The following is a 25,441-nucleotide window of genomic DNA, read 5'->3' on the forward strand; positions in this document are numbered from 1 at the left end:
TTTTATTATTGGTAGTGAGCGCTTTAGACTGGAGGGTGTTACGTCAACTCAAACAGCAAGTCCGTGAGCTTGTCCAGGCGCTTTCGGACCTCGTCCTCGTCGTTCTGGATCACGGCGAGCTTGACAAAGCCGGCCATGTCATTCAGGGTACTGGCGATATCGGGGCGCTCCTTGACCTGGCGCTCAACCTGCTCGATCAGGGGCAAGACCAGCCCCGCAAGGGGGGCGTTGCGCCAGACCTCCTGGGGAATCTCTGCGCCACCGGCTCCGGGGGCATCGAGGACGAACTTTCCATCGACCTGGACCATAGGCGCACTGATGTAGCGTGCGGCGACCTCCAGGGTGCCATCGAGGGTGTAGCGGAACTCCACCTGGACAGGCTCGTCCTTGGACTCTTTATTGAGCGCACGCAGCGCCAGCTCGGAGATCATCCGGTGCTCGCGGCAGAGGTTGCCCTCGGTGACCGCCTCGTAGATACGGATCGCGATGGGACCAGTGCCGTCCGAGAGGGTCATGTAGTCTCGCTTGGTGATCGCGGGCAGCTTGGCGTCCTTGGGGATCAGCTCGCTGAAGTAGTCCTCGACGAACTGCTCACTGCCGACCTGCTTGATCGTGGCCACTCCCAGCCGGTGCGGGGAGACATCCAGGATCATGATGTCTTTTTGCTGCTTCTGGTAGAGGTCCTGCTCGATTCCCGCCGCAATCGCCGCGCCCAGAGCCACGGCCTCATCGGGGTTCAGGCCGCCCGAGTAGAGCTCCTTCCCCGATGCGAACTGCAGGGCGCGCCGGAACATCGGGATGCGGCTGGAGCCCCCGATCGGCAGGATCACATCGATATCGTCCCACTTCAGCCGGGCGCGTGCTAGCGCTTCATTGACCACGGCCATGGCGCGCATGAGCATGTCTTCGAGCTGGGCATCGAGCTCATCGCGGGTGATCGTGCACACCAGGCTCTGGTCACCCACGAGATTGGGGAGGTTGACCTGGACACTCTCCGAGAACGAGAGGGTCTTCTTGACGATCTCTCCCTCTTCTTTGATGCGCTGGGCGGCCTTGCGGTCGCGCGAGGGGGGCGGCATCTTCTTGCCGGTGGTCTCCTTGAACTTATCGCGCAGGAGCGCCATCACGGCCTCGTCGATATCTTTTCCGCCGAGCTTGTCGTCGCCCACCGACGTCCGAATATCCAGGATTCCCTCAAACATCTCTAGGACCGTCACATCGAGCGTCCCGCCGCCAAAGTCGAAGACCAACACCTTGCTCTGGTCGGCGATATGGCCCAGGCCGTAGGCGAGCGCCGCCGCGGTGGGCTCGTTGATCAGCCGGATGACCTCCAGGCCAGCGGCCTCGGCGGCCTTGCGGGTGGCCTCGCGGGCGGAGTTCTCAAAGCGTGCCGGCACCGAGATCACGACATCCTTGACCTCACGGTTGAGCTTGGCCTCGGCGGCCTGCTTGAGGTGCTTGAGGATCTCAGTGCCGATCTCCTCAGGGAAGAAGACTTTCTTGCCGAGCTTGACGGTCTCGCCGGTGCCCATGAGGCGCTTGACCTCCATGGCCGTCCGGTCGTGGTAGGTGACCGCGCCGCTCTTGGCGACCGAGCCCACCACCAGCTGGCCGTCGGGCAGGAGCTGGACCATGCTGGGGACAATCGTGTCGCCGTTGAGGTCCTGGATCAGCTCGGGCTCACCGTCGGGGGTGAGGAAGGCGATGGCAGAGGTAGACGTACCAAGGTCTATCCCGATGATAGGACCGCTGGGAATATTTTTCGGAGCTACGCCACTGGGGGGTGTATTCATAACGTCTATTAACTATTGTGCGCTTTTGGAAGGCGATTCTTTAGGCTAACCGGAGTAGATGACACGCAGGCTCTCTTCGAGTGTCGTCATTCCCAGGAGGATCTTCTCCATGGCATCTTCTTTGAGGGAGCGCATCCCTCCCTCGATCGCCGCCTCGCGGATGGCGTAGGCAGACGCGTGGGCCAGGATCAGCTCGCGGACCTTATCGGTGACCGGCATGAGCTCGTAGCAGCCGACACGGCCCTTGTAGCCCGTGCCCTTGCAGACCTCGCAGCCACGGCCACGGTAGAAAGTGACTCGGCTCCGCTCCATCTCATCGAGGTTCATCCCCAGGCGCTTGATCGCCTCTTTGGGGGGCTCGTAGGTGGTCTTGCACTTATCGCAGACACGGCGCATGAGGCGCTGGGCCATGACGCCCACGGTGGCGGAGGCGATGAGAAACGGCTCGACTCCCATGTCCATCAGACGCGCGACCGCGCCGGGGGCATCGTTGGTGTGGAGTGTGGAGAAGACCAAGTGGCCGGTGAGCGCCGCCTCGATGGCGATATTGGCGGTCTCTTGGTCTCGCATCTCACCAACCATGATGATATCGGGGTCCTGGCGCAGCATGGCCTTGAGGCCCGCCGCAAAGGTCATGTTGGCCTTGTTGTTCACCCCGACCTGAGTGATGCCGGGGATCTCGTACTCGACCGGGTCCTCGATCGTGATAATGTTCTTCTCACCCGAGTTGACCTTGGCCAGGCTGGAGTAGAGTGTCGTGGACTTCCCCGAGCCCGTAGGCCCGGTCACCAGGATGATGCCATACGAGCGCATGAGCATCGACTCAAACATCTCAAAGGTGTGGGGGAGGAGCCCGAGGCGGTGCAGACCGATATTGATGTTGCTCTTGTCCAGGACGCGCATCACGATCTTCTCACCGTAGACCGCGGGGAGGCTGGAGACACGGAAGTCAAACTGCTTGCCCTGGATAATCATCGAGATACGGCCGTCTTGCGGCGCGCGCTTCTCGGCGATATCCATGTCCGCCATGATCTTAAAGCGGCTGGTAAGGGCGTTCTGGGCGTTCTTAGGGACCGTCAGGCCGTCCATGAGGATGCCATCGACACGATAGCGGATGCGGATCGACTCGCGGCCGGGCTCGATATGGATATCCGACGCCTTCTCTTGGATGGCGCGGGAGATCAGCGCGTTGGCGAGCTGGATGATCGGGGCGGCATCGGCCTCGGCCTGGTCCACCTCGGCGGCGAGGTCCTCGGGGCGCTTGCGGTCCAGCTCCACTTCCTCGGCCTGGAAGGTCTGGAGGACATTGTTGAGGTTCTGGGCAGCAACCCGGTAGCTCTCATTGATCGCCAAGAGGATATCGTCCTCCGGCGCGATCATCGGGATCACCTCTTTGCCCGTCATCAGGCGGATCTCGTCGGTGGCGAAGATATCCAGAGGATTCTTCATCGCCATCTTGATCCGGTTGCCGGTCAGCTCGACGGGGATCATCTTGTAGCGACGGGCGAGCTCTTGGGAGATGAGGTTGGTGACCTCACTGGGGATCATTAGCTCGGTGAGGTCGATGTACTCCACGCCCCACTGCTCGCCCAGTGCTTTGACACGGTCCTTTTCTGAGATCAGGCCCATGGAGACGAGGATCTCGCCTAGTGCCTGCTTACCCCCCAGCTGCTTCTGCTTGTCCATCGCGCCCAGGAGCTGGTCTTGGGTGAGGAGGCCTTTCTCAACAAGCAAGTCGCCGATTCGGTTTGTCTGTGTTGCTGTCATGATCTACAGGTATTATTGGCAGAGTAACGCAAAAAAAAGAGGCCAGACGCTCGTGCACGTCTGACCTCTTTTCCGTGAGGCACCCTAGTCTTTGGACAGGCGGCAGGTGATGAAGATCAGCACCTCGCTCTCCTTGATACGGCGCTCGTTTGAGCGGAAGAGCTGTCCCAGGACCGGCAGATCGCCCAGGCCCGGAACCTTCTTCATGGTGTCGATATCCTGCTTCTGCACCAGGCCCCCGATGGCGATTGTCTCTCCATCCTTGATACGGATGGTGGTATCGACCATGCGCCGGGAGATCTGAGGCAGCCCCCCGACAAACTGGGTGATGGTGGAGATCTCCGGGTGGACATAGATGGTCATGGTGCCATCGCCGTTGGAGCGCCCCGTCACCTGGAGCTGGATTCCCGCATTGGCCACACCGGTCTGGACATTGAGGCCACCGGTCGGGCTGATGGACTGGGAGATGACATAGGGAATCTGGTCCCCGATAAAGGTCACCGCCGGGTTGCCATCGAGCGCCGAGAGGTTGGGGCGTGCCAGGATATTGGCCTTGCCCAGAGTGGCAAGAGCATCGATCTGGCTGGCGACACTGTAGGGCGTCCGGAAGATCGCGCCGCCATTAAGCTTGCGTCCTCCACCAACCTGGTTGATCACGGAGCCATTGCCCCCGTTGTCGTTCTCCCCGATCTGTACGGCGCGGCCAAAGTCGTAGTTGATCCCAAGCTTCGTGAGATCGTCCTTGCTGACCTCGACCAGGCGTGCCTCGTAGTTGAACTGTGGCATCTTGACATCGAGCTGCTTGAGCATGTCCTTGGCGCGGCTGACATCTTGCTCCTTGCCGGTGAGCAGGAGGATCCGGGACTCGACCAGGCCAGAGCCCGTGCCCGTGCCGCCGGCGGCACCATTGGCGGCTCCGGCACCACCCTGCGCACCGCCCCCTACCTGTCCACCGCCACCGCCGGCCATCTGGCCGCCGCCACCGCCTGCCCCGCCACCGCCGATGGCACCCAGAGCACCACCAAGGCCGCCGGGGTTGGCGATAAAGCGCTGGGAGGGCCCAGGGCGGATGATGATGTTGGGGACGCTCTCCAGCACCAGGCGCGAGACCTGGCTGGGATCGACGTACTTGACCTCATAGACATCATTGACAAAGTTGCGCATCTGGTCAGACTTGCGGTCCGAGTCGCGCTGGGCGATCTCGACCAGGCCCTTCTCGGTGTCCTCGATCGTGCGGCGAATCTCGTCGATCACGGTGCGCGTTCCGACAACGTAGACCGAGCCACCGCGCGGCTTGATGCTGGTGAGCGAGGAGAAGGTGCCGCCCTCGGGAGTGCTCCCTGTGGTTGGCCTGAGGCTGGCGCCATCACCGGGAGGGACACCCTGCTTGCCTTCGTCGCTCTTCTTGGACTCCTCGCTCGCCTTGATGATATGGATCGTCACGTTGGGGAACGACGAGGTCAGGGCGGTCTTGAGCGACTCGGAGTCGGCGTAGAAGAAGGAGATATTGGCCGAGACGACATCCGGGGTCTGGTTGTTGGTGCGGCGTAGCAGGGTCACTTCCTGGCCACTGCCGACAATGATCGTGTTGGAGCCCTCCATGGTGTAGGAGATCCCCGAGGTGCGGGTGATCCAGTCCAGGGCATCGCGCAGCATGATCTTCTGCAGCGAGAGGGTTACCTTCTTGCCGATGATGCTCTGACCGGAGACCACGTTGACCTTGGCCTGCACCGAGAGCAGCTTGAGCACATCCGAGAGCTCGGAGTTGACAAAGTCCAGGGAGACCAGGCGCTCCATGGGGTCGGCCTGCACCGGGGCGGGCTTGGGCTCGGCCTTAGGCTCGGGCTTCAGCTCCGTAGCGGGTGCCGCCGAGGCCGCCACGCTTGCCGTGAGGGCAGGGGAGGGCGGGTTGGCATTGACCACGATGGGCTTCTTCTGCTGGGCCTCGGCGGCGCGGGCAACGGGAGTCGCCAGTGCCTCCGTGACTGTCACCGGGCGCTCTGCCACGGTCGGCTTCTCGATCTTGGGAAGCGCGGGCCGTCGGACCGCAGCGACCTTGGGCTCTGCCGAGCGGGTGGGGTAGGGCTTGAGCTTGGCATCGCCAGCCGCGGCACCGGCGGTGGCCAGAGGCCGCGAGCGGGGGGTCAGGGCCAGGACATTGGCCAGGCTGAGCCGGGGCGCGGTGGTCAGGTCGTAGGAGACAGCGGCGGGTGTATGGAACGGGGCAAAGACCGTGCTGGAGGCGACACGGGTCGCGGCGGCGGCAAGCGCCCGGGTATCCACCGAGACCACGGCGCGCTGGCTACGCACCGAGATGCCGGGGATTGGGTCTTTCTCCGTCTGAAGGGCCAGCTGCATCCGCGAGATACTCTTGGGGGCGGCGGCGGTGATCGGGGTGAGCTCGACCGGGCGCACCTCCATGGAGTTCAGCTCCGCGACCTCAGCACCCGGGGCGAAGAGAACCACCTCCCAGCGGGTCTTGTCCGCCGAGGGGACGAGCTCGTACTTGAGCGGCTTGCGCTGCTTGCTGTTGTAGTTGGCGACGATCCGAACTTGCTGGCTGGGGCGCATGGAGAACTGGCCGTAGCGGACAAAGGCGATTCCATTTTTCTGGATGGTCTGTGTCCCCGCACGGCCAGCCTGCCAGACACCGGGGAGGGTGATGGTGGTCACGCCGGTCTTGCCCAGGCTCTTTACCTCAGGGGTGAAGGACTGAGAGCCCGTGATGACGATACGGGTCGCGGTTTCTTCTGCGGTGACACTCACCTCAGTGACATCGTTGACAGCACGCGGGGCCGCCAGAGATGGGCTTGCGGAGGCGATTACCCCCAGTGATGTTAGTCCAAGAGAGAAAATATTTTTTTGAGTTTGCACGAGAGACTCCTCTAAATTTGCGCTCAGTTCACCTTGAAGGGGAAGCGGCGACTTTTGTCATTCGAATCAACGATCTCCAGTTCACTCCCGCGATCCGTTCGGCGGATACTGCGGACGACAAAGCCACCTTCTAGCCGGTCTCCGATCGAGAGCCAGCGCGGCTTGTCATTCACACGAACAATGGCCACACTCTCCCCCTGCCCGTTCTCGGCGACTAGGACGCCGGTGACCACGATATTGGGGGGCTGGGGAGGGGGAAGCTTCATGGGGACGACACTCGAAGCCCCTGGCGCAGCCGGCGAGCTGCCCGTCAGATCCTCACCGCCGCCACGTGCGGGCTTGACCTCCAGGCCAAGTAGCTCACGCAAGGACTTGCCCCGCGCCGCCGCATTTGCCATCGCGATGTCCTGCTTGGCCTCCAGCGGGTTCTTGACCGGCGCTTGGGGGGCAGGGGCCGAAGGGGCCACAGGAGTGGTGCCCGGTGCGCCGGGCTGTGCACCCGCTGCGGGAGCGCCAGGGACCGTGAAGGGATCACGCACCAAGACGGGCTCCGAGAGACCCTCCAGGCGCTTGAGCCCCAGCATCATGGGGTCGTCGGCCGCCGCCACCGCTCCGGGCGCGGCACCGTTGGCAGGGGATGTCGCCGCCTTCTCCTCTTTCTTGGGAGGAGGAGCCGCGGTTGCTGTGCTCCCGACCAGGGAGTAGATGCCATACCCCAGCGCACAAACCGTCAAGCCAATCAGGGCGATTAGCTTGGGCATATCTTTCTTATCAACAGGCTTCATGTGGTTTTCTACCTATTATTTCGGCTGGGGACTCGGCGGACTGGAGAGCTGGTTTTCTGTCGCACGGCGCTCACTTAGCGAGCCGGGCTTCGGCTGCTGCACGGGGGCATTGGCGACATTCTCCGAGTCCGGGAAGACGTAGCCGGTCATGACAAGCCGAACGGAGAGGGAGGGCGACGAGCTGGTCGCGTCCATCTTGGTCTGCTCCATGACCGAGTTGACCGCGATGATCTTCTCAAAGCGGGTCAGGCTGTGGATAAAGCGTGCGACATTTCCGTAGGTCCCGTTGAGGTCCATCTCGATGCGCGCTTTGTTGTAGGGCGGGGGCGGGGGCGGCTTCTTGCCCGCTTTTTGTTCCTCGCGGCTGAGGGGCGGTGGGGGCGGTGGAACCTCGATATTGTGGCGTGAGTTGGTCACCACAAGCCCAAAGGAGCCCGCGCGCTTCTCCATCTGCTGGAGCATGGTGGGGATGTAGGCCCCCGACGAGACATTCTGCTCTAGGAAGCGGAGCTTGCCATCGACCGCGGCGGCGTCTTGGCGAACCACTTCGAGCTGCTTGGCGGCACGCTCCCCGTGGTGCACTTCGTCTTGCTTGGCGGCGACATCTTTTTCAATGCGGTCGATCTCGCCGGTCTGCCAGAAGTAGAGCCCGCCTGTCATGAGTAAGATGCCTCCCGCCAAGGAGCCCATGATGATGGCGGTGCGCTTGCTGGGACGGAACGAGAAGGCCCGTGCGCTCTTAATCGGGGCGTTATACACGGCTGTTTCCTCCGGTGCTGGTCTCGGTGCTCTGGGCGGTCTTGTTGGGACCCGCCGGAGCGGCCGTGGGCATCACGACCTGCTTGATCGGTGCCGTGATCTGGAAGACAAAGCGGGAGTCTTTCTCCACATGGTTGGCTCCCTCGATACGGCTGGTGCTCAGGAGCTCCACTTTCTCGAAGAGGACTTGCTTCCTAAGGTTCAGGGCCAGGTCACTCGCCTTGCTCTGCGAGGGGGCCGAGCCCGCGAGGCTCACTACCAGCGGATCGCCCTCGGCAGCTCCCATGTTGGTGAGCCAGACATCCTTGGGCAGCGACTCCGCGACCGACTGGAAGAGCATGGTCCAGCGCAGGGTGTCGTAGCGGGCCTTCTCCAGAGTGTCTACCTTGGGCTGCTTGTCGGCGGTCTCTTTCTTGATCCGGTCGATATCGGCGAGGATGGGCTTGAGCTTCTCCATCTTGCGCTCCGCCTCATCGACATCGCCCTGGAGCGTGAAGCGCTCGGTCACGAGGTAGGAGCCGATCGCGACAAAGACCGCCAGGGAGCCTCCCAGGGTGAAGAAGAGGTTCCGGCTCAGGGTCTCCATGCGCCGTTTTTCTTGGCGGCGCTCTAAAATTAGGTTGATATTTGGCATGGTAGTTGTCTGTTTCCTCGCCTAGCGCTTCCCTGCGGCGACAGGGTTCATGTGCTCCTTCATCGCGAGGCCGAGCGCCGCGGTCAGGCTGGGGCCTTGGTCCTGGAGCCACTCCTCTGCCTCAGGGCTGGTCTCGATCCGAGCACTGGAGAACGGGTCGCACAGGCGGGTGGAGATTCCCAGGCGGGCCGACATGTAGGCCGCGATATTGCGCATCTGGGCCGAGCCTCCCACCAGCAGGATCTCTGAGAGGTTGGTGCTCACACCCTCCTCCGTGAGCTGCGACTGGAAGTAGTTGATCGAGCGGCGAATCTCCCGCAGGAGCTCGTCGATCGTGGTCTGGACAATGCGGGCCATCTCCAGCGACTCGGTGGTTCCCTCGCCGGTGATGAGAGCGCCCATGTCGATCTCCATCTTGCGCAGCTCGGCCTCGCTCGCCTCGATCCGCAGCTGGTTCTTCAGCGCATCGGCAAACGTATCGCCCGAGATGGGGATCGAGCGGGTGAGGGCGAAGTCGGGGCCGGAGAGAATGATCACCTCGGTGTGCGAGGCACCGATATCCACAATGGCGCGCAGGTTCTCGTCGGCGAAGTCATCCGGGGAGAGGTCCACAATGGCGCGCATGATGGCAAAGGACTCGATATCCACCGCGACCGCATCCAGGTCGGCGAGCTGGGCCACCGCGACGCGGGAGTCGACAATCTCACGGCTGGTGCCCACGAGCATCACATCCATCTGCGTGGGGTCGTCCTCGGCAGGCCCAAGGATCTCAAAGGCGAGGGCGGCATCTTCTAGGTTGGTGTTGATGTACTTGCCCGCTTCGTAGCGAATGGCCTTGTTGAGGGTCGCCTCGTTCATCTTCGGGACACGGATCTGGCGGACGGTCACACTGGGGCCAGCTACGGAGAGCACCGCGGTGTTGGCGGTGATTCCGGCGGCCTGGAGCATCTGGCGGATCGCCGCTGCGACCGGCTCACGGCTGATGACGATCCCATCGCGTACCGCTCCCTGAGGCGTTTTCTGCTCCGCCGCCCGGACGATACGAAAGCCACCGCGGACAGCTTCGATCTGTACGGCCTTGATCATAGAGCTCCCAATATCGAGCCCGACCACCACTTCTTTTCCAAACAGCGAGGACAGAATAGACACAATCAACCTCCAAAATAAAACAGCTTCCTCCTCTCGCACGAGAGGACATAACTGGATTATGGGAATCTGGCTCTGAATCTGTAGAGAAACCTGAAAAGCGGGGTCTTGAAGTTCTGGCGTTTTTACGGGGAGCGATCCCGTTATCTTAACAGGGCACCACCTCCTGGCCAGTACCGATAACTTTAGTAGCCATGACAACACCGCCCACACTCTCGGAGAAGCAGGAGACCCTCTACCGGTTTCCGTACTCACACACGGCGCTGGAGCTGGTCCCGGACAACCGGGATCTGTTCCGGGTACGCCTGTGCTGGCTCCGTGGTAAGGGGATCCGCGCGGTCTTTGAGACCACCGCGTTTCGCCCGATCGCCGAGGTGACCCTGCGCGGGCAGACCTTCCCGGTCTACCTGAACCAGCACTCCCGCAAGAAGCGGGACCGGATCGTGCTGGCCGGGCGGCGCAAGACCGCGACTGCCTCCCGGGCGGCGCTGCGTTTTCTGGTCTTTATCGAGGGGCGTGAGGACACGCTGGCCTGGACCTGGCGGGTGGGAGCGACCGCACCCGCCCTGGCCGCGACGCCGCTGACCGACACCCCCGATACGATCCGCCTGCGGCTCCCGTTTCTTCCCGGCCAGCCGCAGGTTTTTTCCCTGGCTCTCGGGCTGGAGGAGAGGGCACTCGCGGTGTGGTCCAAGGAACTGGTGGCCACCCTGGTGAGCAAGACCGAGGGAGTCTCTCCCGAGGTGCGCGAGAATGCCATTGAGCTGGTGCATACCCACGCACAGCTCGGCGGGGAGGGGGCAACCCTCGGCTGGGAGACACGCTTGGCGCTCGCAAAGACCGAGGCCGATGTCCATCAGGCACTCCGCGCCCACGCCGCGCTGGTCGCCGACACACGCCAGCGCCGCGCGGAGACACACGAGCCGTTCCTCTGGGAGCTCTCGACCCAAGCGGCGCTGGGGCTGATGGAGGAGGGGCGCGTCCGCAAGCGGGGAGTGGACCGGCTGAGCTACTGCCTCGATGAGAACCGGACCGCGGCGGGCGAGGGGACCGATGCCGCGCTCGCGGCGACCGCGCTCCTGGGACGCTACTACCTCACCGGGGACGATGCCCTGCGCCGGCGGGCACGCCTCTTGGGCCGTGGGGTCTGCGACTACCAGGTGACCTCGGAGGAGAGCCCGCACTGGGGGGCGATCTGGGATGTCCACTGGCAAGAGCGCCGCTTTGAGGATATCCACGGCCAGCCCACCGTCTCCACCGCCGCGACCGCACGGGCCGCGACCGGGCTGCACATCCTCCACGCCCACTTCCAGACCGAGCTGCTCTCCCGCACCGCGATTGGCGCAGCCCAGTGGCTCCTGCTCCGCATGGACAAAGACGGCTTTCTCCAGGGCGAGCGCTTCCACGAGGGCGGCGAGGCACTGCCCCATGTCTCGCCCTGGGCGGTCGGGGAGGCACTCATTCCCCTGGTGGAGACCTTCCGGCGCACCAACAACGAGACCTTCCTGCGTGCTGCCCTGCGGAGTGTCGCCAATATCGAGGAGGGCATGGAGCTGGCGACCCTCGCCCCGGATGTGGCCTCGACCCAGCAGCTCGCCGCACTGGTCGAGGGGGTCCTGATGGTCTCCCGAGAGTACGAGAGCGAGCGCATGATCGCCCTGGCCAAAGAGGTGGCGACCCTGCTGCGTACCCGTCGCCGCCCCGATGGCTCACTAGGCGACCCGCTCCACCCCGACGAGAACCTGCTGGCGACTCTGGCGGGAGCCCAAGCGGCAATCGCCCTCTCCCGTGTGGACAAGGACCACCGCTGGCTCCTGCTGGCGCTGCGTGCCCTGCGGGCGGCGAAGTCTCTGGCAGGCGACGAGCTCAACGCACTACCGGTGGCGACCCTGACCCGGCTGACCCAGCTTCCTCTGGCGCTCTTGCTTGCCGTGGGCGCGCTGGGGAGCCACTGTAGCGCGGACCGGGAGAAGCTCGCTGTGCTCCGCCAGTGGCAGACCTTCGCCCCCGAGCCCGCCGCATGGGAGTACCTCCAGGTCACCACCCCCGAGGGAGAGCCCGTGGACTACCTGCCGCTGGTCTGTCCCACCACGCTCCAGGTGCTGATCCCCGTGATCGCGCCTCCGGGGACCAAGCTCTTAAAGATTGTGAAGAACCAACGCGAGCCGATGATGCGAAACTTGCTCAACGGCACTCTGGACACCCGCGCCGAGCTGATCCCGCTCGGGGATGGCAGTGAGGCCATGATCGGGGTGTTCCTCGCAGATACGTAGGCGAAACGAGAGACGCTTACTCTTGGCCCTGGCTCACCCCAGGGCCTTTTTTTTGCGCCCCCGTAACCAAGGGGGAACTCCTGCGTTTTAGGTCTGTCATGCGAAAACAAACAGACACACAAAAACAAACAGAGCGAGCCTCGCAGGTTTTCTACACAGCTCCCGCCACGGTCGCACGGGTTCTCTGCCTGCTTCTGTTCTTGTTGATGGCAGCAGTCTACGCCAGTATGTTTTTTCTCATGCCCGCAACCGAGGCACTCGCTCTACTCCCCCCACTATTCCCCCTCTTTGCTTGGGGGATTCTTGGGGAAGTCGCACTGGCCTTTCTTGTCTCACGACTCTCTCCGATCCATATTGATAGCTCGGGGATCACTCTCACGACGGTTTGGGGAGCCAAGCAGATCTTACGCTGGGACGAGATCCAGAGCGCGACTCCAGGCAAGTGCCTCTTTGTGTCGTATCTGAAGGTCTCACCGTCCCCTGAGAGTCGCCGTACGCCTCTGATTATTCCCATGACAGTAACCCGCCCCAGTGCGTTCGCGGACTCCATTCGGCATCACGCTCCCCAAGGCAATCCCGTCCAGCGATTCCTTGACAGCAAGTAGGCCTTTAAGCCGGAACTCTCGTGGTTCCGGTAACTTTTGCCGTACAATAGCCCTATGCCCAGCGGGCCTTCGTTTCTGACTATCGCTACGGACTGCCTTGCGTACTTCGAGGCGCGTGCGGCGCAAGAGAGCCCGGCACAGGCGGCGTTCTTGCAGGGAGCCGATGCCGCGCGCCAGTGGCTTGCGCTCCTTCAGCTCGCCTCGCCTGATCCCTTTGCCGCCGAGGCGCTCTTTGCCCAGATGAACGCCCACCGCCACTTTCGCTCGTGGAGCGTCCGCTGGCACTACCTCGCGGAGGCGATGAACACCTGGCGCGAGGAGGAAGGTCTCTTCTCTATGGAACCCATTGGCACCGAGGCCGACGGCGGCCTCAAAGCAACCTACGAGCAGTTTGGCTACGTGGTCGTCCGGCAGCTCTTCCCCCCCGACGAGGTCGCGGCGCTCAAGGACGAAATACTAAAGATTGTCGCGGAGAAGGGGCACCACGCCGGGGTCTTTGTGGGGCTGGCGGCCAGTAGTCCGGTCTTTGCGGAGGCGGTGCGGGACCCGCGCCTGCTCGATGCACTGGAGCCGCTGCTCGGGCCGGATATCGAGTTCCTCTCCGATAAGGTGGTCTACAAGTCCGCCGATTTAGACTACGGCTCGCCGTGGCACCAGGACTGGCCCTACTGGAAAGGGGCGCACAAGCTCTCGGTCTGGGTGGCGCTGGAGGCCGCGACCAAAGAAAATGGCTGCCTCAAGCTCCTCCCCGGAAGCCACAAGTCTCTCGCCGAGCACGATGGCACGGCCAAGGAGGGCGAGGGCTTCGGTCACCGCCTGGCGGAAGATGCAGTCGATGAGACTCTCGCCCTCAGCCTACCCTGCGAGCCCGGCGATGCCGTCTTCTTCCACGATCTCACGCTGCACGCATCGCACCCCAACACCAGCGGCCAGGATCGCTACGCCTGGATTGTCACCTACCGCAGCGCCGCCGAAGAAGACCTCACGTATGAGTGGTCGGTCGCCGCCGCTATCGTGCGGGGGGAGCGTCGGAGAGCGGCAGCGGCTGTGGCGGTGGAAGAGGGCGCGTCACCAGAGTAAACTCCCCCGAGCCCGAGCGCTCAAAGCGAAGCACGTAGTGCTCCTTGACAGTCTGGCGTTGTTTGGTGTCGATAAACTCAAGGATGACCCGAAAGAGAAACGCGACTGCATTGGGGTCTTGGGTCTTATTAGCCGGGATAGAACGCAGGAGCTGGTAGGTGAAACTCGTATTTTTTCTATCTGATGACTCTCTTGCCTTTGCAAAATCAGATATGGAGTTTCTGATGATGTTTGCTTCATTTGTTTGTAAATTTTTTTGTAGTATTACCTGTTTGGAGATACGTGAATAAGATATCCTTTCGCAGGTGTCACTTATCTTGAAATCAGACTTACTCTCTGCACTCGTGAACACTCTGTTTCTCCAGACAATATGCCGTGTCTGGGGATCTACAATGACAGTGTCTTCTTCTATACCTAAAGACGTGTAGTTGTACATATTTTTAGGCAGGTTGATTTTTCGTGTGAAGACAAGGGCACGCTTTCCTTGGAACCACTGCACTTTTGGAGGCGAGAAGTGGTGCTGGTGCGCATCGGGGAGCAAGGGGTGCAGAGTGGTCCAGTCGCGGTTTATGACTGCGTCTAAGTTGTCTAGCTGGGGGCGTGGGGACGAGTCGAAGTAGGGATCGGAGTAGTCTCCCTGGTGCCAAGCAGGGGATTTTTGGTAGCTGTAGGAGTAGGTGAAGGTCGGAGCAGGTGGGTTGAGAGAGCGATCGCTCAGGCGAACCAGTGCGCTCACAACGGGAAGGGGATCGATACGCTCTTGTCGGATGGTGCGTTTCCAGTGGACACTCTCCACTTGCTTCATCGCCCTCTCCACGTCGGCCCAAGTGATCTCCGGCGTGAAAAAGCGCCACGTGCCAGCTCCGAGTAGGGCCAAAACGAGGCTGGAGCCAAGTAGCAGGCGGCGGTGTTTCTGCACAAGAGATTGTGTGAGCTCCGCCGGAATCGGGGCGAGGGTGCGGAGCTGTGTGTCGAGGGCAATACAGTGTGCAAGCTGCGCTTGGCAGCTTGTGCAGCGCCGGGTGTGGCTTTTCAGAGCAAGGGCTTGCCACCAGGGGAGGGCGCTCTCGTGGAGGGCGGTGAGGGTCTCGGGGGCGATTTTACAGGGCGTGGTCATCGGTGAGTTCCTTTCGCAGGCGCTCGCGGGCGGTGTGGAGGCGGGAGAGGACCGTGCCGAGGGGAATCTCCAGCACGGCGGCGATCTCGCGGCAGGAGAGCCCTTCGTAGAGGCGCAGCAGGAGCGTGGTGCGCAGCTCATCGGGGAGGGTGGTCAGGGCCTGGGCCAATGTGAGGCTCTGGTCGGGGGGCGCGAGGGTGGTGGGGTCGGGGAGGCGCTCGGCATGCTCGGGTTCGAGGCTGACAGCGGGGTGCCGGTCGCGGTAGCGGTGGATCGTGCGGACCGCGATTCGGTAGAGAAAGGTCGTGGGGGCGCACTGGCGGCGGAAAGTCGGGTAGGCGGCGAGTGCCTGGAGCCCGATCTCCTGGGTTAGGTCCTCGGCCAGCTCCGGGTTACCACAGAGCCGGGTCGCCAGGCGCTGGATACGGGGCCGCTGCGCCTCCCAGAGCCTCTCAAAGGCCGCATCGGACGTCTGGGTTCTTAGTTTTAGTGCCTGGAGCATTCGCATCGCCTCTCTCTGTGTTTAGTAGCACAGAAGCAGGCGATTTATTCAGAAGTGCCCAAACTTTATGCGCCGGGGCTCGTTGGTCCAGCGCCAGACATCCAGCACACGTAGCGTGAGTGAGACGATCCAGGTTAGTAGCGCGAGCAGGATCGGCACAAGGACAAGCGGGATCTGATTCCAAAGAGCAAGAGACATGCTCTTATTCTCTGGTAGTTTTACGGGGTTCTTTAGGGCACGGCTAGCGCACGGAGAACAGGCTTGGCTTCCAGGGATCGAGCGTGAAGCGCAGGGTGGCAGTGCGGCCTAGTGACTTGCCGCTGGCAAGGTCGGTGACCAGGCCGGGCTTGTCGAGCGTGACGACCACGTCGATGGGTTTCTCCAGCGCCTCGTTGCCGCCCGCTTGCTGCAGCGACTCGCTCATCTGGTAGCGGACACCGCGCTCGAAGGCGAGGAGGCGCTCGCTACCCGAGGTGTAGCGGTGGACACGGACATGGTCGCTGGGGCGTACCTGCACGGAGGGAGGCGGGAGCAGGCGCGCCAGCTCGTCGGGAGTGGGCGGCTGCGCGAAGGCTTTCATCGGGCCAGAGTAGCCGTCGGTGAGCTTCCCGTGACCGTCGAACACCCCGACCGGGCCGCTCGTCAGGACCGTCTTAAAGCGCGAGAGGGCCTTGCGCTCGGTGTCGGTGAGGGCGTAGGAGTGCGGCAGGATCACGGTCGCGTTGGCTGGGAGCGCGGCGAGGTCGGCGGTGAACTGCGGGGTGTAGCCCAGGTCATGGAGCGCCCCGAGCCAGGCGGCGCGGACCTTGGCGTGCTGGTTGTTCTGCGCCTCGTAGCTGGAGAAGCGCCGGTGCCAGGTCGAGCCATCCACGGTAGATTCTAAGAGCCACGCCACCTGGATGCTGGGCTGGGAGTAGTGGATATAGATCGGGTCGGTGGTGCGTGTCGCCTTGCGGAAGCGTGTCGCCACGGGGCCTTGCAGCTCTTTTAAGACCGGCGCGAGGGCTTGGGCGCGCTTGGTGAGCGGCCAGTCGTCTTTGCTAAAGTCAAGGCAGTCCTCGCTCCACCAGATAATGCAGCCGGTGTCGCCCTGGAGCAAGAGGTGCCAGAGCCGCCGCTGGGCCGCGCGCGCGTCCGCCTCCCCGACTGTCGTGAGCATCGGCTTGCCGGGCATGAAGCTCCCAAATATCTCCCGCGCGTTGCCGATATCATAGGGCTCCACCCAGTCTAGCGCCGTGGCGAGCCGCGCCAGATCGTAGCCGCCAAAGGCGCTGGGCATCTGTGTCCCCTCGATCCCGACTCTTGCGCTCGGATCGGTCGCCTTGGCGGCATCGCGAATCTCCGAGAGCGCGCGGGTGAGGGCGATATCCATGTAGGTCCGAAAGTCGCACCACGGCGAGAAGTTCCAGCGGGTCGGGTCTTTCTGCGCTGTCGCCGGGGCGAACTTGAGGGCCTGCACCTCGCCCCAGTCGGGCTTACCGCGGGGCTCGGGGCCGCCGCCGCCCATGCGGTTCTTGATCTTGTCGGTGGAGAAGGGGAGCACGGCATCCCAAGTTGCGAAGCTTGTCTGCCACTGTGCGTTTAGCGCGGCGACACTCGCGTATTGGGTCTGGAGCCACGTCCGAAAGCCGGCTAGCGAGCGCGGGGAGAAGTCGTAGTCAAACGGGTTGGCGCTGATCGTGGTCGAAAGCTCGTCGCGGATATCGTAGAGCGCGGGCTTGTTGGCCTTGTGCACCGCCACCGCCGCCTGCATCTTCTTGGCCGCCTCCTGCCGCCACGCCGGATCGTCGAGGCAGTAGTCCCGCACAAACGCCGCCTCGGGGCGGCCGTCCTTGACCCACTGCGTCACGAACTTGTCCCAGTCCGTGACACGGGAGCTGAACTTCAGGCAGAGGCCACGGTTGACCACATTCTCGACATAGTAGGGCATCCCGGCTTTGACCCAGCGCGTCGGGTCTTCGTCGCCCGTGACCATCCCGGTGTTGATGCCCATCTCCTTGAGGCGCTGCACAAAGAGCGGAAACTTCTCCGGGCGCTTGGCCTCCGAGCCCCCGACCCAGAGAATGGTCGTGTACCTATCCGACTGCGGTGTCTGTTGCATGGACATAGTTTACCTCTCGCGACCCACAAGATAGGCCAGCAGAACAAGACCCACCACAAGTGTAGGAAGACAGAAGAGGCTCCCTCCACTCAGCCAGCCAAGTACCCAGAGCCCACTGGAGGACAGCCCCACCAGTGTGAGCGTCCGACACACGCGAAACGGTTTTTTCTTGCGATCCAGGTACAGCACGGCAGAGGCAGCGCCGTAGAAGAAACCTCCCCACGTCGCGGTCGGAAAAAGCACCATTCCATACTGACCATCGCCCCCAATGCCGGGCCAGAGAAACTCGTGGTACGCCATCGTTAGCGCCGTGAGCCCCATCGCTCCCACGATTCCCCCGAGTAGCACGAGGGATCTATTGAGGACGATGCCACTCACGAAGCGGAAAAAGTCTACTGCCGCCTCTTTGTTCTCGGTCGTCATGCTGTCTCTCCCGTTGTTTTTTCTACCTCAAGCAAGATACCAAAAATGCGCCAGGTTTGGGGGAGCCCGCACGTTGGACGCGGTATCATGGACGATACAACCATGCTCAACCGACGTCAGCTAATCGCCTCTGTGGGCCTCTTTTTGAGTGCTCGTCCGCGTGGCTTTGCGCAGGATACCCCACCCGCCAGTGCGCTCGCTAAGCCCGTGGTGGAGGCGCTCACCCGCTCGGCGGAGCAGCTCTCGACGCGCAAGTTCGCGGGGGCGGTCTCCGCGCTGGAGAAGGCCCAGAAAGAGCTTGGGGCCAAGCTCACCGACGACGAAAAGCGGGCGCTGGCGGTGGGGCTGGCCGATGCCCACTTTGCCTGGGGGCTGGAGTCGCAGAGGCAGGGACGCTGGCAAGAGGCGCTGACCCACTACCAGGCCGCCTATGCGCTGGACAAGACCTACCGCGAGCAAGACGCCGCCGCGGACCTGCACAACCTGGGCGTGGTCTCCACGTTTCTGGGCGAGCCCGCCAAGGCGCTGGAGTTCTACAACCAGGCGCTGCCTTTGCGTCGGTCCACGGGCGATCAGGCGGGCGAGGCCAGGACCCTCAACAACCTCGGGAAGCTCTACGAGGATCGGGGGGAGCTACCGCGGGCGCTGGAGTTCTACAACCAGGCACTGCCCCTGCGCAAGGCCTCAGGCGACCGGGCGGGCGAGGCGCGGACCCTGGGGAGCCTGTTTGCGCTCTGGCAGTCGCCCCGCTTTGGGCAGCGGAGCCTTGCGGTGGCCTTGGTCTATGGCAAGCAAGCGGGCAACCTCTACCTGAGCCTCCCCGAGGGGATTCGCTCGCTGGACCGGGGGACCGCTAAGAACCCGGTGCTCACGATCGAGGGGACCTTTCGCCTGCTTGCGGAGTCTTTGTTTACCCTGGACCGTAGCCAGGAAGCGCTGCAAGTCCTGGAGCAGGTCAAGACCGAGCAGTACCTGACCCTCTTTCCCAGCGAGCGCAAGAGTCTTGTCGTGGAGCCTAAGACCCTGGCCTTCACCCAGCGCGAGCAGGTGGCGACCTCGCGCCTGAGTGGGATCAGCGAGAGGCTCTCCCAAGTGGCGACCGAGCTGGCTCCGCTGGCGAAAAAGACAAAGCGCACGCCCGACGAGACCCTGCAGCACACCCAGCTGACCCAGCTCTTTGCCACGACACGCGAGCGTTTCCTGCAGGCCCTCGAAGAGCTCAACGACGAGTTCCGCCAGCCCGGAGTCCAGCAGGAGCGTGTCGATGCCATCCCCGAGGTGATCTCGATCCAGACCCTGCTGAAGGCGCTGGAGCCAGGGCATGTCGCGCTCTACACGTTTGTGGGCGATGAGGCCCTCTTTGTGCTCCTGGTGACCCCCGAGACCGTGACCCTGCACAAATCCGCGATCAAGGCTGCCGAGCTGAAGAAGCTAGTGCAGCAGTTCCGCTGGCTCCTCCAGACCCCGAGCCTGGACCCGCGGCCGGCTGGGAAGGCGCTCTATGAGCTCTTCCTGGCGCCGTTTGAGAACACACTGAGCACGGCAAAGCACCTGCTCCTGACCCTCGACCAGAGCCTGCCGGCGATCCCCTTTGCCGCGCTCTACGATGGCACCCGCTACGCTCTGGAGCGCTGGAGCACGAGCCTGTTGACGCCGGCCAGCCCCACCAGCCTGCTCCAGCCCGTGACCGCGGAGCGGTGCCTTGCCGTGGGGGTGAGCGAGGGGACGGGCACGACGATTCCGCTGGCGGGGGTGGCCCAGGAGGTGCAGGCACTCGGGCAGCCGGCACTGCTCAATGTGGACTTTACAGAGGAGCGCTGGCTGGAGAACCTGCAGAAAGAGAGGCTGGACATCTGCCACGTGGCGAGCCCCTTCAACCTTGTCGGCCCGGAGGGCGAGTGGGGCCTCCTGCTCGCCGATGGCAAGAAGCTCTCCTTGGAGCAGCTCCGGCTCCTCCCGGCGGACCCACTCTCTAGCCTGAGCCTGCTGACCTTCTCGACCTTCCAGACACCGGCCCAAGACACCGAGCGTAGCCAAGGAGCGATCGAGAGTATCGCGCAGCTTGCCCAGAGCAAGGGGGTCGCGGCGGTGCTGACCAACGTCTGGAGCGTGAGCGACTCGATCACGAGCGCCCTGATGGTGGACTTCTACCGGCGCTGGCGGCGCAACACCACCAAGTCCCTGGCCCTGCGCGATGCGCAGCTGGCGGTGCTCCGCGGTGAGACAAAACCGGGTGCCCAGCTCCGTACGGGGCCGATGGGGCGGCTTCCGACCCTCACCGCGCCGGCCTACCCCGCCTTGGAGCGCCGGCTCCACCCGTTCTACTGGGCGGGGTTCGCCCTCTACGGCAACCCACGCTAGGTACAGCAGCTACTTTCTTGCAACTTTCAAATCGTGAATTAAAATTCGTGATTTATGGTATAGTGCTCCGAGATGCAATCTTGGGACTTGGTTCGGGCGAACCTCACCTCGCCGATGGTACTGGCTTTTGTGATGGGGCTACTGGCGACTTGGCTGCGGAGCGACCTGAGGCTACCCGCCGAGCTCTACACAGTGCTCTCGTTCTATCTGCTTTTCTCCTTGGGGCTGAAGGGAGGGGAGGAGCTGGTACACACGCCCTTTTTGATGGTCTGGAAGCCGGCACTGGCGACTCTGGGGCTTGGGGTGACCGTGCCCCTGCTCGCTTACTTTCTGCTAAGACGGCTAGGGAAGCAGAGCGTGACGGATGCGGCGGCGATTGCGGCGCACTACGGCTCGGTGAGTGTGGTGACATTCTCGGCGGCACAGACAATGCTCACGATGGGCGGCTTCAAGCCCGAGGGGTTCTTGCCGGCACTGGTCGCGCTCCTGGAAGCCCCTGCGATTATCGTCGCCCTGGGCCTGGCGCGGCTCCGAACCGGGCGTGCCAACGGTGAGGGGGTGCGTGAGGCACTGCGCGACCTGTTGACCGGGAAGAGTATCTTTGCTCTTGTCGGGGGGCTTCTGATCGGAGTGATCTGCGGCCCGGAGGGGGTCAAGCCCGTGACAGTCTTCTTTTTCGATCCGTTCAAAGGGGCTCTGACACTCTTTCTGCTGGAGCTGGGCATGGTCACTGCGCGACGCCTCCGTGACCTTCGCTCCGCGTCTCGTTTCCTCTGGATCTACGCGATCCTGGGGCCGATTCTACACGGTAGTGTAGGGGTGCTACTGGGAACGTCCGTGGGGCTCTCGGTGGGAGGGAGTGCTGTCCTGGGGAGCATGGCGGCGAGTGCCTCCTATATTGCTGCCCCCGCTGCGGTGCGTGTGGCCCTACCCGATGCGAATCCGGGCTACTACCTGGGCATGTCACTGGGCATTACCTTCCCCTTCAACCTGACACTGGGGATCCCACTCTACGCGGCTCTCTCGCTGTACCTACACGGAGGTCATGGATGAACCTGGTTGAGTTAAAGCGCATTACCATTATCAGTGAGGCCTTGCTGGAAGAGCGGCTCCTGGCCGATATCCGTCGCCTCGGGGCGCGTGGCTACACCGTAACCGAGGTTCGCGGAGAGGGCTCACGGGGAGTGCGCGCCAGCGAGTGGGAGGGCAACAATATCAAGATCGAGACCATCGTTGCCCCGGAGATCGCCCTGACCATCCTTGCTTGGCTCTCGGAGCGCTACTTTGTCAGCTATGCCGTGATCGCCTACCAGGAGACAGTCGAGGTGGTGCGCGGCGAGAAGTATGTCTAAAGAGCCAGCGCAGCGGCCCCGATCAGAGGTGCATCGGTGCCCAGGCCGGCTCGCAGGATCGGGGTTTCTTTGACAGCGGGGAGGGCACGCTCGAAGAGCTCCGCACGGGCGTGGGCGAGCAGGAGCTCCCCGAAGCCGTCGATCACGCCGCCGCCCAGTAGAAACGCCTCGGGGCCGTAGATATTGGCGAGGGTCGCCAGCCCGATGCCGAGGTCACGGCCCACCGCGGCAAGGCACGCAAGTGCTTGGGTGTCGCCTGCGTGGGCGAGCGCGGCCAGCTCCGGGCCGGTGAGGGTGGGGTCACCAAATCTCTCGAGGATCGCCGGGCCGCTGGTGAACTGCTCCAGACAACCGCGCGTCCCATTGGCGTAGGGCGGGGCATCGGGGTAGAGCACGAGGTGCCCCGGCTCGCTCCCCGCGCCCCTTGGCCCATGCACGAGCTTGCCATCGTGGACCAGCGCCCCGCCGACCCCCGTTCCTAGCCCCAGATAGATCAAGTGGCGGTAGTCTTTCCCTGCGCCGTAGCGGCTCTCCCCAACTGCCAGCGCATTGACATCGTTGTCGGCGAAGGCGGGCAGTGCAAACGCCGCCTCAAACGCCGTCTTGAGCCGCTGCCCCTTCCAGCCGGGGAGGATCTCGGTGGCGTTGACCACGACCCCTGCGACCGGGTCGATCTGCCCCCCCGCCCCAATGCCGATTCCGGTCACCCCCGCCCCCTCGGCCCCCGCCGCACGGGGGAGAACTTGCTTTGCCAGCTCAATCGCACGTGCCAGGACCGATGCGCCGCCGTTTTCGGCTTCGGTGGGAATGCGGGCTTTGTAGAGCACTTGGCCTGTCGCCGCATCGACCAGCCCCACCGCGATCTTTGTTCCGCCAATATCCACCCCGAGAAGTATGCTCATGGTGAGTATTATGGCACTCCCCCCGCATATTTGGCACTCCCCCCGGCCTGCGCTCGTTCCTCGCTCTGGCCGACCCCCTCTCCCTCTGTTTCCGCGTTCCGCGGGAGGAGAGGGGGTGCCGAGGGACGAGGCGGGGGAGTGTCCGGGGGAGTGTCCGGGAGAAATTTTTCTTGGTTTTATCAGATTTTGGCATGCTCACCCGTTATAGGGGCATGGAAGACAAGCGATACGAACCCGGACGATTTCAGGGGTATCGGCACATGCGCGATGTGGCTCGTCGCCTGCGACATGAGGCAACCGATGCGGAGCGGGTGCTGTGGGAGCTCCTGCGCGGACGACGTTGCTTTGGCTACCGTTTTCTGCGCCAGCGTGCCCTTGGTGTGTATGTGGTGGACTTTTACTGCCCCGCACTTCACCTTGCGGTCGAGGTGGACGGGGGAGTGCACGAGCAAGAAGGCGTCTGGCAGAGGGACGCACACCGGGAGGCATGGCTCCTGGAGCGAGGAGTGACCGTGGTACACCTCACAAATGAGGAGGTTTTTGCGGGGGAGTCCGAGGCTCTCTACCGACAGCTGTTACTGGCGGTTGGAAAGTATGTTTAGCATCCCTCAGACATCCCTCCCCCCAGCCCCCTCCCTTCGCCTGAAACCCTCGTTCCGAGGGGCGAAGGGAGGGGGAGATCAGAGAGGGGGGCCACTCCCCCGCCTCGTCCCTCGGCACCCCCTCTCCTCCCGACGAAGGAGGAAAAGAGGGAGAGGGGGTCGGCCAGAGCGAGGAACGAGCGCAGGCCGGGGGGAGTGCCAAAAAAACTCACAGCCGCACACTTCGTCGCACAATGCGCACATCCGTGCCCGAGTCCACCGACACAGGAATCCAGCCGGCGGGGCGCGGTGGAGCGTTTGGTGGCAAGCCAGGGAGCACCATATCCACGATCAGCATCCCTGCGGGCGGCCCTTCCACGGAGAGAGTCGCCGTCTTTGGGGGCCCAAACCAGCGCAGGTTGGTGAGCGTGGGGAGCTTCTTGCCTTCCAGTTCGAGTGAGGTGGGGCTATCGAAGCGCAGCATCAGCTCTGTGGCGCGTTCCGGGAGCGTGATCGTGATGCTTTGGCCATCGCGCGTGACGGTTGGAGTGGGGAGCTTGAGGCTTGGTGTGGGTGCGGAAAAGGCGGGGAAGTCGTCGAGCATTGTCGACGCAGGATTCTCGCCGAGCACGGATTTTGTCCAGGCATTGGGCTTTTGCAGGCTCACCCACTCTGCCTTGCTCGTATCGGTGTCTTCCCGGTAGAGCAGGGCGCTGGTGCGTGGGCCCGTCTGTTGCGTGCCGACTCCAAAGCATAGCAGGCCCACGAGGAGAAGCGTCAGCGACGGCAGGAGCAAGAGGGGCTTGGTGGTCTCCTGGATGAGGGGCAGGAGTGGGAGCAGGCCAAAGGCGGCGAGTACACCCAAGAACGGCGGGAGCCCGAAGCCCAGGAGCAGTGCGAGGCTATGCCAGACGGGCGCAAGAAACACTAGGAGTGGCACGGCGGCGAGCCAGGGCTTGTCGAGGGCGAGGGCGGCGAGCGCGAAGACCAGCGGCCAGAGGAAGAGATAGGTCGCGCCGGGGAGGAGAGCGGAGGTGGCGAGGAGGGCCACGACCCACCAGAAAAGCGCCCCGAGTGCGAGTAGCTTGCCTGTAAAGCGTCGCAGCACCGGCCCCCACTCCAGCCAGACAAAGGCCAGTGTTGCCACCAGGAGCGTCGCCTCGAACCAGCGGACACCGTACGGATCGCGGTTGGGGACGGACAGGCGGAAGGGGCCAACGGCAAAGCCCACCAGGGTGGCGATCAATGCGCCGGTGACGAGAGTTCCGAGCCCCATGCCAAGGCCTGTAAAGAATGCCTTTGGTGCGTCTGCTTCTTTTTTGTTGCGCCAGAGCAGACCGACGAAGAGTGCGATGGCAACTAGCATGAGCGGCCACGTGAGGCTGGCGGGATAGGTCAGCTCAAGCCGGCCCAGCAGATCGAAGTAGAGCGCCTCACCTTGGTCGGGCTTGGTCAGTGCGGCCAGATCGGCGGTGAGAAAGCGCTTGCTCAGGGCCAGCGCACTGGCACCGTGCTGCTGAAGGCTGCGCTGGTCCAGGTTCTCGGGCGTGTCCAGCGCCGAGTGGTAGCTCTGCCAGCGCCCCACAAAGGCGAAGTTCAGGCCCGCCATCCCCGCCTTCTTAAACACCGTCAGGTCCGTGTCGTTGGGCAGGGTTTTATAGAGCGCGTACATCAGCGACGACGCATGGGGGCTGGGGCAGGTGGTAGCGAACTCACGGATGAGCGGCAGGTTGCCCTCGCTGGTCTCGAACATGAAGACGGGGCCACCGCCGCCACGTGCCTCGAAGTTCAGCACAAGCGTTGGGGAGGTCTCGGGTTTCTCCGCGAGGCTGTCTACATAGCCCTGCGCCCCGAGCAGGCCGAGCTCCTCCGCATCGGTGAGGAGCACACGGAGGGTATTTTTAGAAGCCCCCGACCCAAGCGCCCGCATCGCCTCCAGCAGCGCTGCGACCCCGGCGGCATCGTCGCCCGCGCCGGGGCCACTGAGGTGCGAGTCGTAGTGCGCAGCGAGGAGTAGCGTGCCAGTCGGGGCCGTGCCGGGTCTCTCCGCGACAATGTTCTCGACACTCGCCATGCGAAGCGCCCCGTCGTGCTCGTCCCGGTGCGCGAGGCGTCTTTGGACCGTCGTTTGAAAGCCGAGCTTGGTCAGCTCCGCCACCAGGTAGTCCCGCACCCGGTCGTGCTCCGGGGTCCCCGGCGGGTGCGGTGCCCGCGCGATCTGGCGAACGTGCACCATCGCCCGCTCTGCAGAGAACACATGGGTGGGGGCACTCGCCGCCACGGGTGAAGGTGGCTCCTGCATCCACAGCACAAACGCCGTGATCAGTGCAAGCAGAGCCAAGATACCCAAGGGCCGCTGGAGCTTTTTCATGGGGCTATTGTAGAG

Annotated in this window: 21 protein-coding genes; 7 read left to right on the top strand and 14 right to left on the bottom strand. The window is 63.4% G+C overall.

Translation table 11 applies throughout. From position 1 onward, the window contains the following. Window positions 1-38 precede the first annotated feature (38 nt). From HNQ39_RS05310 to pilM, 7 genes are all read right to left on the bottom strand, one after another. On the bottom strand, window positions 39-1,793 hold the full coding sequence (locus HNQ39_RS05310) for an Hsp70 family protein (RefSeq protein WP_184192908.1): 1,755 nt from the start codon (window positions 1,791-1,793) through the stop codon (window positions 39-41). 45 nt (window positions 1,794-1,838) lie between these two features. After that, on the bottom strand, window positions 1,839-3,560 hold the full coding sequence (locus HNQ39_RS05315; RefSeq protein WP_184192909.1) for a GspE/PulE family protein: 1,722 nt from the start codon (window positions 3,558-3,560) through the stop codon (window positions 1,839-1,841). 84 nt (window positions 3,561-3,644) lie between these two features. Further along, window positions 3,645-6,434 (bottom strand): hypothetical protein, encoded by a 2,790-nt coding sequence (locus HNQ39_RS30495; protein ID WP_184192910.1) that lies wholly within the window; start codon window positions 6,432-6,434, stop codon window positions 3,645-3,647. A 23-nt stretch (window positions 6,435-6,457) separates the two neighbouring features. Next, window positions 6,458-7,219 (bottom strand): hypothetical protein, encoded by a 762-nt coding sequence (locus tag HNQ39_RS05325; RefSeq protein ID WP_184192911.1) that lies wholly within the window; start codon window positions 7,217-7,219, stop codon window positions 6,458-6,460. 15 nt (window positions 7,220-7,234) lie between these two features. Then, the gene (locus HNQ39_RS05330) at window positions 7,235-7,978 is read right to left on the bottom strand and encodes a hypothetical protein (protein WP_184192912.1); all 744 of its coding nucleotides are present in this window, start codon (window positions 7,976-7,978) and stop codon (window positions 7,235-7,237) included. Continuing rightward, a complete protein-coding gene (locus HNQ39_RS05335) occupies window positions 7,971-8,612 on the bottom strand; it encodes a PilN domain-containing protein (RefSeq protein WP_184192913.1) in 642 nt (213 codons plus the stop codon). The genes HNQ39_RS05330 and HNQ39_RS05335 overlap by 8 nt, the downstream gene beginning before the upstream one ends. Window positions 8,613-8,633: 21 nt before the next feature. Continuing rightward, window positions 8,634-9,761 carry a type IV pilus assembly protein PilM gene (gene pilM, locus HNQ39_RS05340; RefSeq protein ID WP_184192914.1) on the bottom strand — a complete coding sequence of 376 codons (1,128 nt, stop codon included), beginning with the start codon at window positions 9,759-9,761 and terminating at the stop codon, window positions 8,634-8,636. A gap of 191 nt (window positions 9,762-9,952) precedes the next feature. Here pilM and HNQ39_RS05345 point away from each other — a divergent pair, with 191 nt between their 5' ends. The 3 genes from HNQ39_RS05345 to HNQ39_RS05355 all read left to right on the top strand — a co-directional run bounded on the left by HNQ39_RS05345 (window position 9,953) and on the right by HNQ39_RS05355 (window position 13,716). Beyond that, window positions 9,953-12,031 (top strand): hypothetical protein, encoded by a 2,079-nt coding sequence (locus tag HNQ39_RS05345; RefSeq protein WP_184192915.1) that lies wholly within the window; start codon window positions 9,953-9,955, stop codon window positions 12,029-12,031. 98 nt (window positions 12,032-12,129) lie between these two features. Continuing rightward, entirely contained in the window at window positions 12,130-12,636 is a 507-nt protein-coding gene (locus HNQ39_RS05350; protein WP_184192916.1) for a hypothetical protein, read from the top strand. Window positions 12,637-12,690: 54 nt separating this feature from the next. Further along, window positions 12,691-13,716: a phytanoyl-CoA dioxygenase family protein gene (locus tag HNQ39_RS05355; RefSeq protein ID WP_184192917.1), complete on the top strand. Its 1,026-nt coding sequence runs from the start codon at window positions 12,691-12,693 to the stop codon at window positions 13,714-13,716. Here HNQ39_RS05355 and HNQ39_RS05360 read toward each other — a convergent pair. From HNQ39_RS05360 to HNQ39_RS05380, 5 genes are read right to left on the bottom strand one after another with little or no spacing between them, the layout of a single operon-like run. Continuing rightward, on the bottom strand, window positions 13,646-14,833 hold the full coding sequence (locus HNQ39_RS05360) for a hypothetical protein (protein WP_184192918.1): 1,188 nt from the start codon (window positions 14,831-14,833) through the stop codon (window positions 13,646-13,648). The genes HNQ39_RS05355 and HNQ39_RS05360 overlap by 71 nt on opposite strands. Continuing rightward, entirely contained in the window at window positions 14,817-15,335 is a 519-nt protein-coding gene (locus HNQ39_RS05365) for an RNA polymerase sigma factor (RefSeq protein WP_184192919.1), read from the bottom strand. The genes HNQ39_RS05360 and HNQ39_RS05365 overlap by 17 nt, the downstream gene beginning before the upstream one ends. A gap of 48 nt (window positions 15,336-15,383) precedes the next feature. Next, a complete protein-coding gene (locus tag HNQ39_RS05370) occupies window positions 15,384-15,533 on the bottom strand; it encodes a hypothetical protein (protein WP_184192920.1) in 150 nt (49 codons plus the stop codon). A gap of 43 nt (window positions 15,534-15,576) precedes the next feature. Then, window positions 15,577-17,436 (bottom strand): beta-galactosidase, encoded by a 1,860-nt coding sequence (locus HNQ39_RS05375; RefSeq protein ID WP_184192921.1) that lies wholly within the window; start codon window positions 17,434-17,436, stop codon window positions 15,577-15,579. A gap of 9 nt (window positions 17,437-17,445) precedes the next feature. Beyond that, complete coding sequence (locus HNQ39_RS05380) at window positions 17,446-17,859, bottom strand: hypothetical protein (protein WP_184192922.1); 414 nt, start codon at window positions 17,857-17,859, stop codon at window positions 17,446-17,448. Between the two features lie 87 nt (window positions 17,860-17,946). Between HNQ39_RS05380 and HNQ39_RS05385 the strand changes: the two genes are divergently transcribed. The 3 genes from HNQ39_RS05385 to HNQ39_RS05395 all read left to right on the top strand — a co-directional run bounded on the left by HNQ39_RS05385 (window position 17,947) and on the right by HNQ39_RS05395 (window position 21,572). Then, complete coding sequence (locus HNQ39_RS05385) at window positions 17,947-20,220, top strand: CHAT domain-containing protein (RefSeq protein ID WP_184192923.1); 2,274 nt, start codon at window positions 17,947-17,949, stop codon at window positions 20,218-20,220. 72 nt (window positions 20,221-20,292) lie between these two features. Beyond that, window positions 20,293-21,273: a sodium-dependent bicarbonate transport family permease gene (locus tag HNQ39_RS05390; RefSeq protein WP_184192924.1), complete on the top strand. Its 981-nt coding sequence runs from the start codon at window positions 20,293-20,295 to the stop codon at window positions 21,271-21,273. Continuing rightward, window positions 21,270-21,572: a P-II family nitrogen regulator gene (locus tag HNQ39_RS05395; protein WP_184192925.1), complete on the top strand. Its 303-nt coding sequence runs from the start codon at window positions 21,270-21,272 to the stop codon at window positions 21,570-21,572. Before HNQ39_RS05390 ends, HNQ39_RS05395 begins: the two co-directional genes overlap by 4 nt. Here HNQ39_RS05395 and HNQ39_RS05400 read toward each other — a convergent pair. Further along, window positions 21,569-22,474: an ROK family protein gene (locus HNQ39_RS05400; protein ID WP_184192926.1), complete on the bottom strand. Its 906-nt coding sequence runs from the start codon at window positions 22,472-22,474 to the stop codon at window positions 21,569-21,571. The two genes, HNQ39_RS05395 and HNQ39_RS05400, sit on opposite strands and share 4 nt — an antisense overlap. A gap of 260 nt (window positions 22,475-22,734) precedes the next feature. On the opposite strand from HNQ39_RS05400, the gene HNQ39_RS05405 reads away from it, so the two are divergent. Continuing rightward, complete coding sequence (locus tag HNQ39_RS05405) at window positions 22,735-23,076, top strand: endonuclease domain-containing protein (protein ID WP_184192927.1); 342 nt, start codon at window positions 22,735-22,737, stop codon at window positions 23,074-23,076. A gap of 208 nt (window positions 23,077-23,284) precedes the next feature. Here HNQ39_RS05405 and HNQ39_RS05410 read toward each other — a convergent pair whose 3' ends face one another. Continuing rightward, window positions 23,285-25,426 carry a M20/M25/M40 family metallo-hydrolase gene (locus tag HNQ39_RS05410; protein ID WP_184192928.1) on the bottom strand — a complete coding sequence of 714 codons (2,142 nt, stop codon included), beginning with the start codon at window positions 25,424-25,426 and terminating at the stop codon, window positions 23,285-23,287. Window positions 25,427-25,441 lie beyond the last annotated feature (15 nt).

It is taken from the genome of Armatimonas rosea, assembly GCF_014202505.1.
GTDB lineage: Bacteria > Armatimonadota > Armatimonadia > Armatimonadales > Armatimonadaceae > Armatimonas > Armatimonas rosea.

Coding starts and splice junctions, on each gene's coding strand:
- HNQ39_RS05310 (WP_184192908.1), bottom strand. CDS start 1,793: ATGAATACACCCCCCAGTGGCGTAGCTCCGAAAAATATTCCCAGCGGT.
- HNQ39_RS05315 (WP_184192909.1), bottom strand. CDS start 3,560: ATGACAGCAACACAGACAAACCGAATCGGCGACTTGCTTGTTGAGAAA.
- HNQ39_RS05325 (WP_184192911.1), bottom strand. CDS start 7,219: ATGAAGCCTGTTGATAAGAAAGATATGCCCAAGCTAATCGCCCTGATT.
- HNQ39_RS05335 (WP_184192913.1), bottom strand. CDS start 8,612: ATGCCAAATATCAACCTAATTTTAGAGCGCCGCCAAGAAAAACGGCGC.
- HNQ39_RS05345 (WP_184192915.1), top strand. CDS start 9,953: ATGACAACACCGCCCACACTCTCGGAGAAGCAGGAGACCCTCTACCGG.
- HNQ39_RS05350 (WP_184192916.1), top strand. CDS start 12,130: ATGCGAAAACAAACAGACACACAAAAACAAACAGAGCGAGCCTCGCAG.
- HNQ39_RS05355 (WP_184192917.1), top strand. CDS start 12,691: ATGCCCAGCGGGCCTTCGTTTCTGACTATCGCTACGGACTGCCTTGCG.
- HNQ39_RS05360 (WP_184192918.1), bottom strand. CDS start 14,833: ATGACCACGCCCTGTAAAATCGCCCCCGAGACCCTCACCGCCCTCCAC.
- HNQ39_RS05365 (WP_184192919.1), bottom strand. CDS start 15,335: ATGCTCCAGGCACTAAAACTAAGAACCCAGACGTCCGATGCGGCCTTT.
- HNQ39_RS05370 (WP_184192920.1), bottom strand. CDS start 15,533: ATGTCTCTTGCTCTTTGGAATCAGATCCCGCTTGTCCTTGTGCCGATC.
- HNQ39_RS05375 (WP_184192921.1), bottom strand. CDS start 17,436: ATGCAACAGACACCGCAGTCGGATAGGTACACGACCATTCTCTGGGTC.
- HNQ39_RS05380 (WP_184192922.1), bottom strand. CDS start 17,859: ATGACGACCGAGAACAAAGAGGCGGCAGTAGACTTTTTCCGCTTCGTG.
- HNQ39_RS05385 (WP_184192923.1), top strand. CDS start 17,947: ATGGACGATACAACCATGCTCAACCGACGTCAGCTAATCGCCTCTGTG.
- HNQ39_RS05390 (WP_184192924.1), top strand. CDS start 20,293: ATGCAATCTTGGGACTTGGTTCGGGCGAACCTCACCTCGCCGATGGTA.
- HNQ39_RS05395 (WP_184192925.1), top strand. CDS start 21,270: ATGAACCTGGTTGAGTTAAAGCGCATTACCATTATCAGTGAGGCCTTG.
- HNQ39_RS05400 (WP_184192926.1), bottom strand. CDS start 22,474: ATGAGCATACTTCTCGGGGTGGATATTGGCGGAACAAAGATCGCGGTG.
- HNQ39_RS05405 (WP_184192927.1), top strand. CDS start 22,735: ATGCGCGATGTGGCTCGTCGCCTGCGACATGAGGCAACCGATGCGGAG.
- HNQ39_RS05410 (WP_184192928.1), bottom strand. CDS start 25,426: ATGAAAAAGCTCCAGCGGCCCTTGGGTATCTTGGCTCTGCTTGCACTG.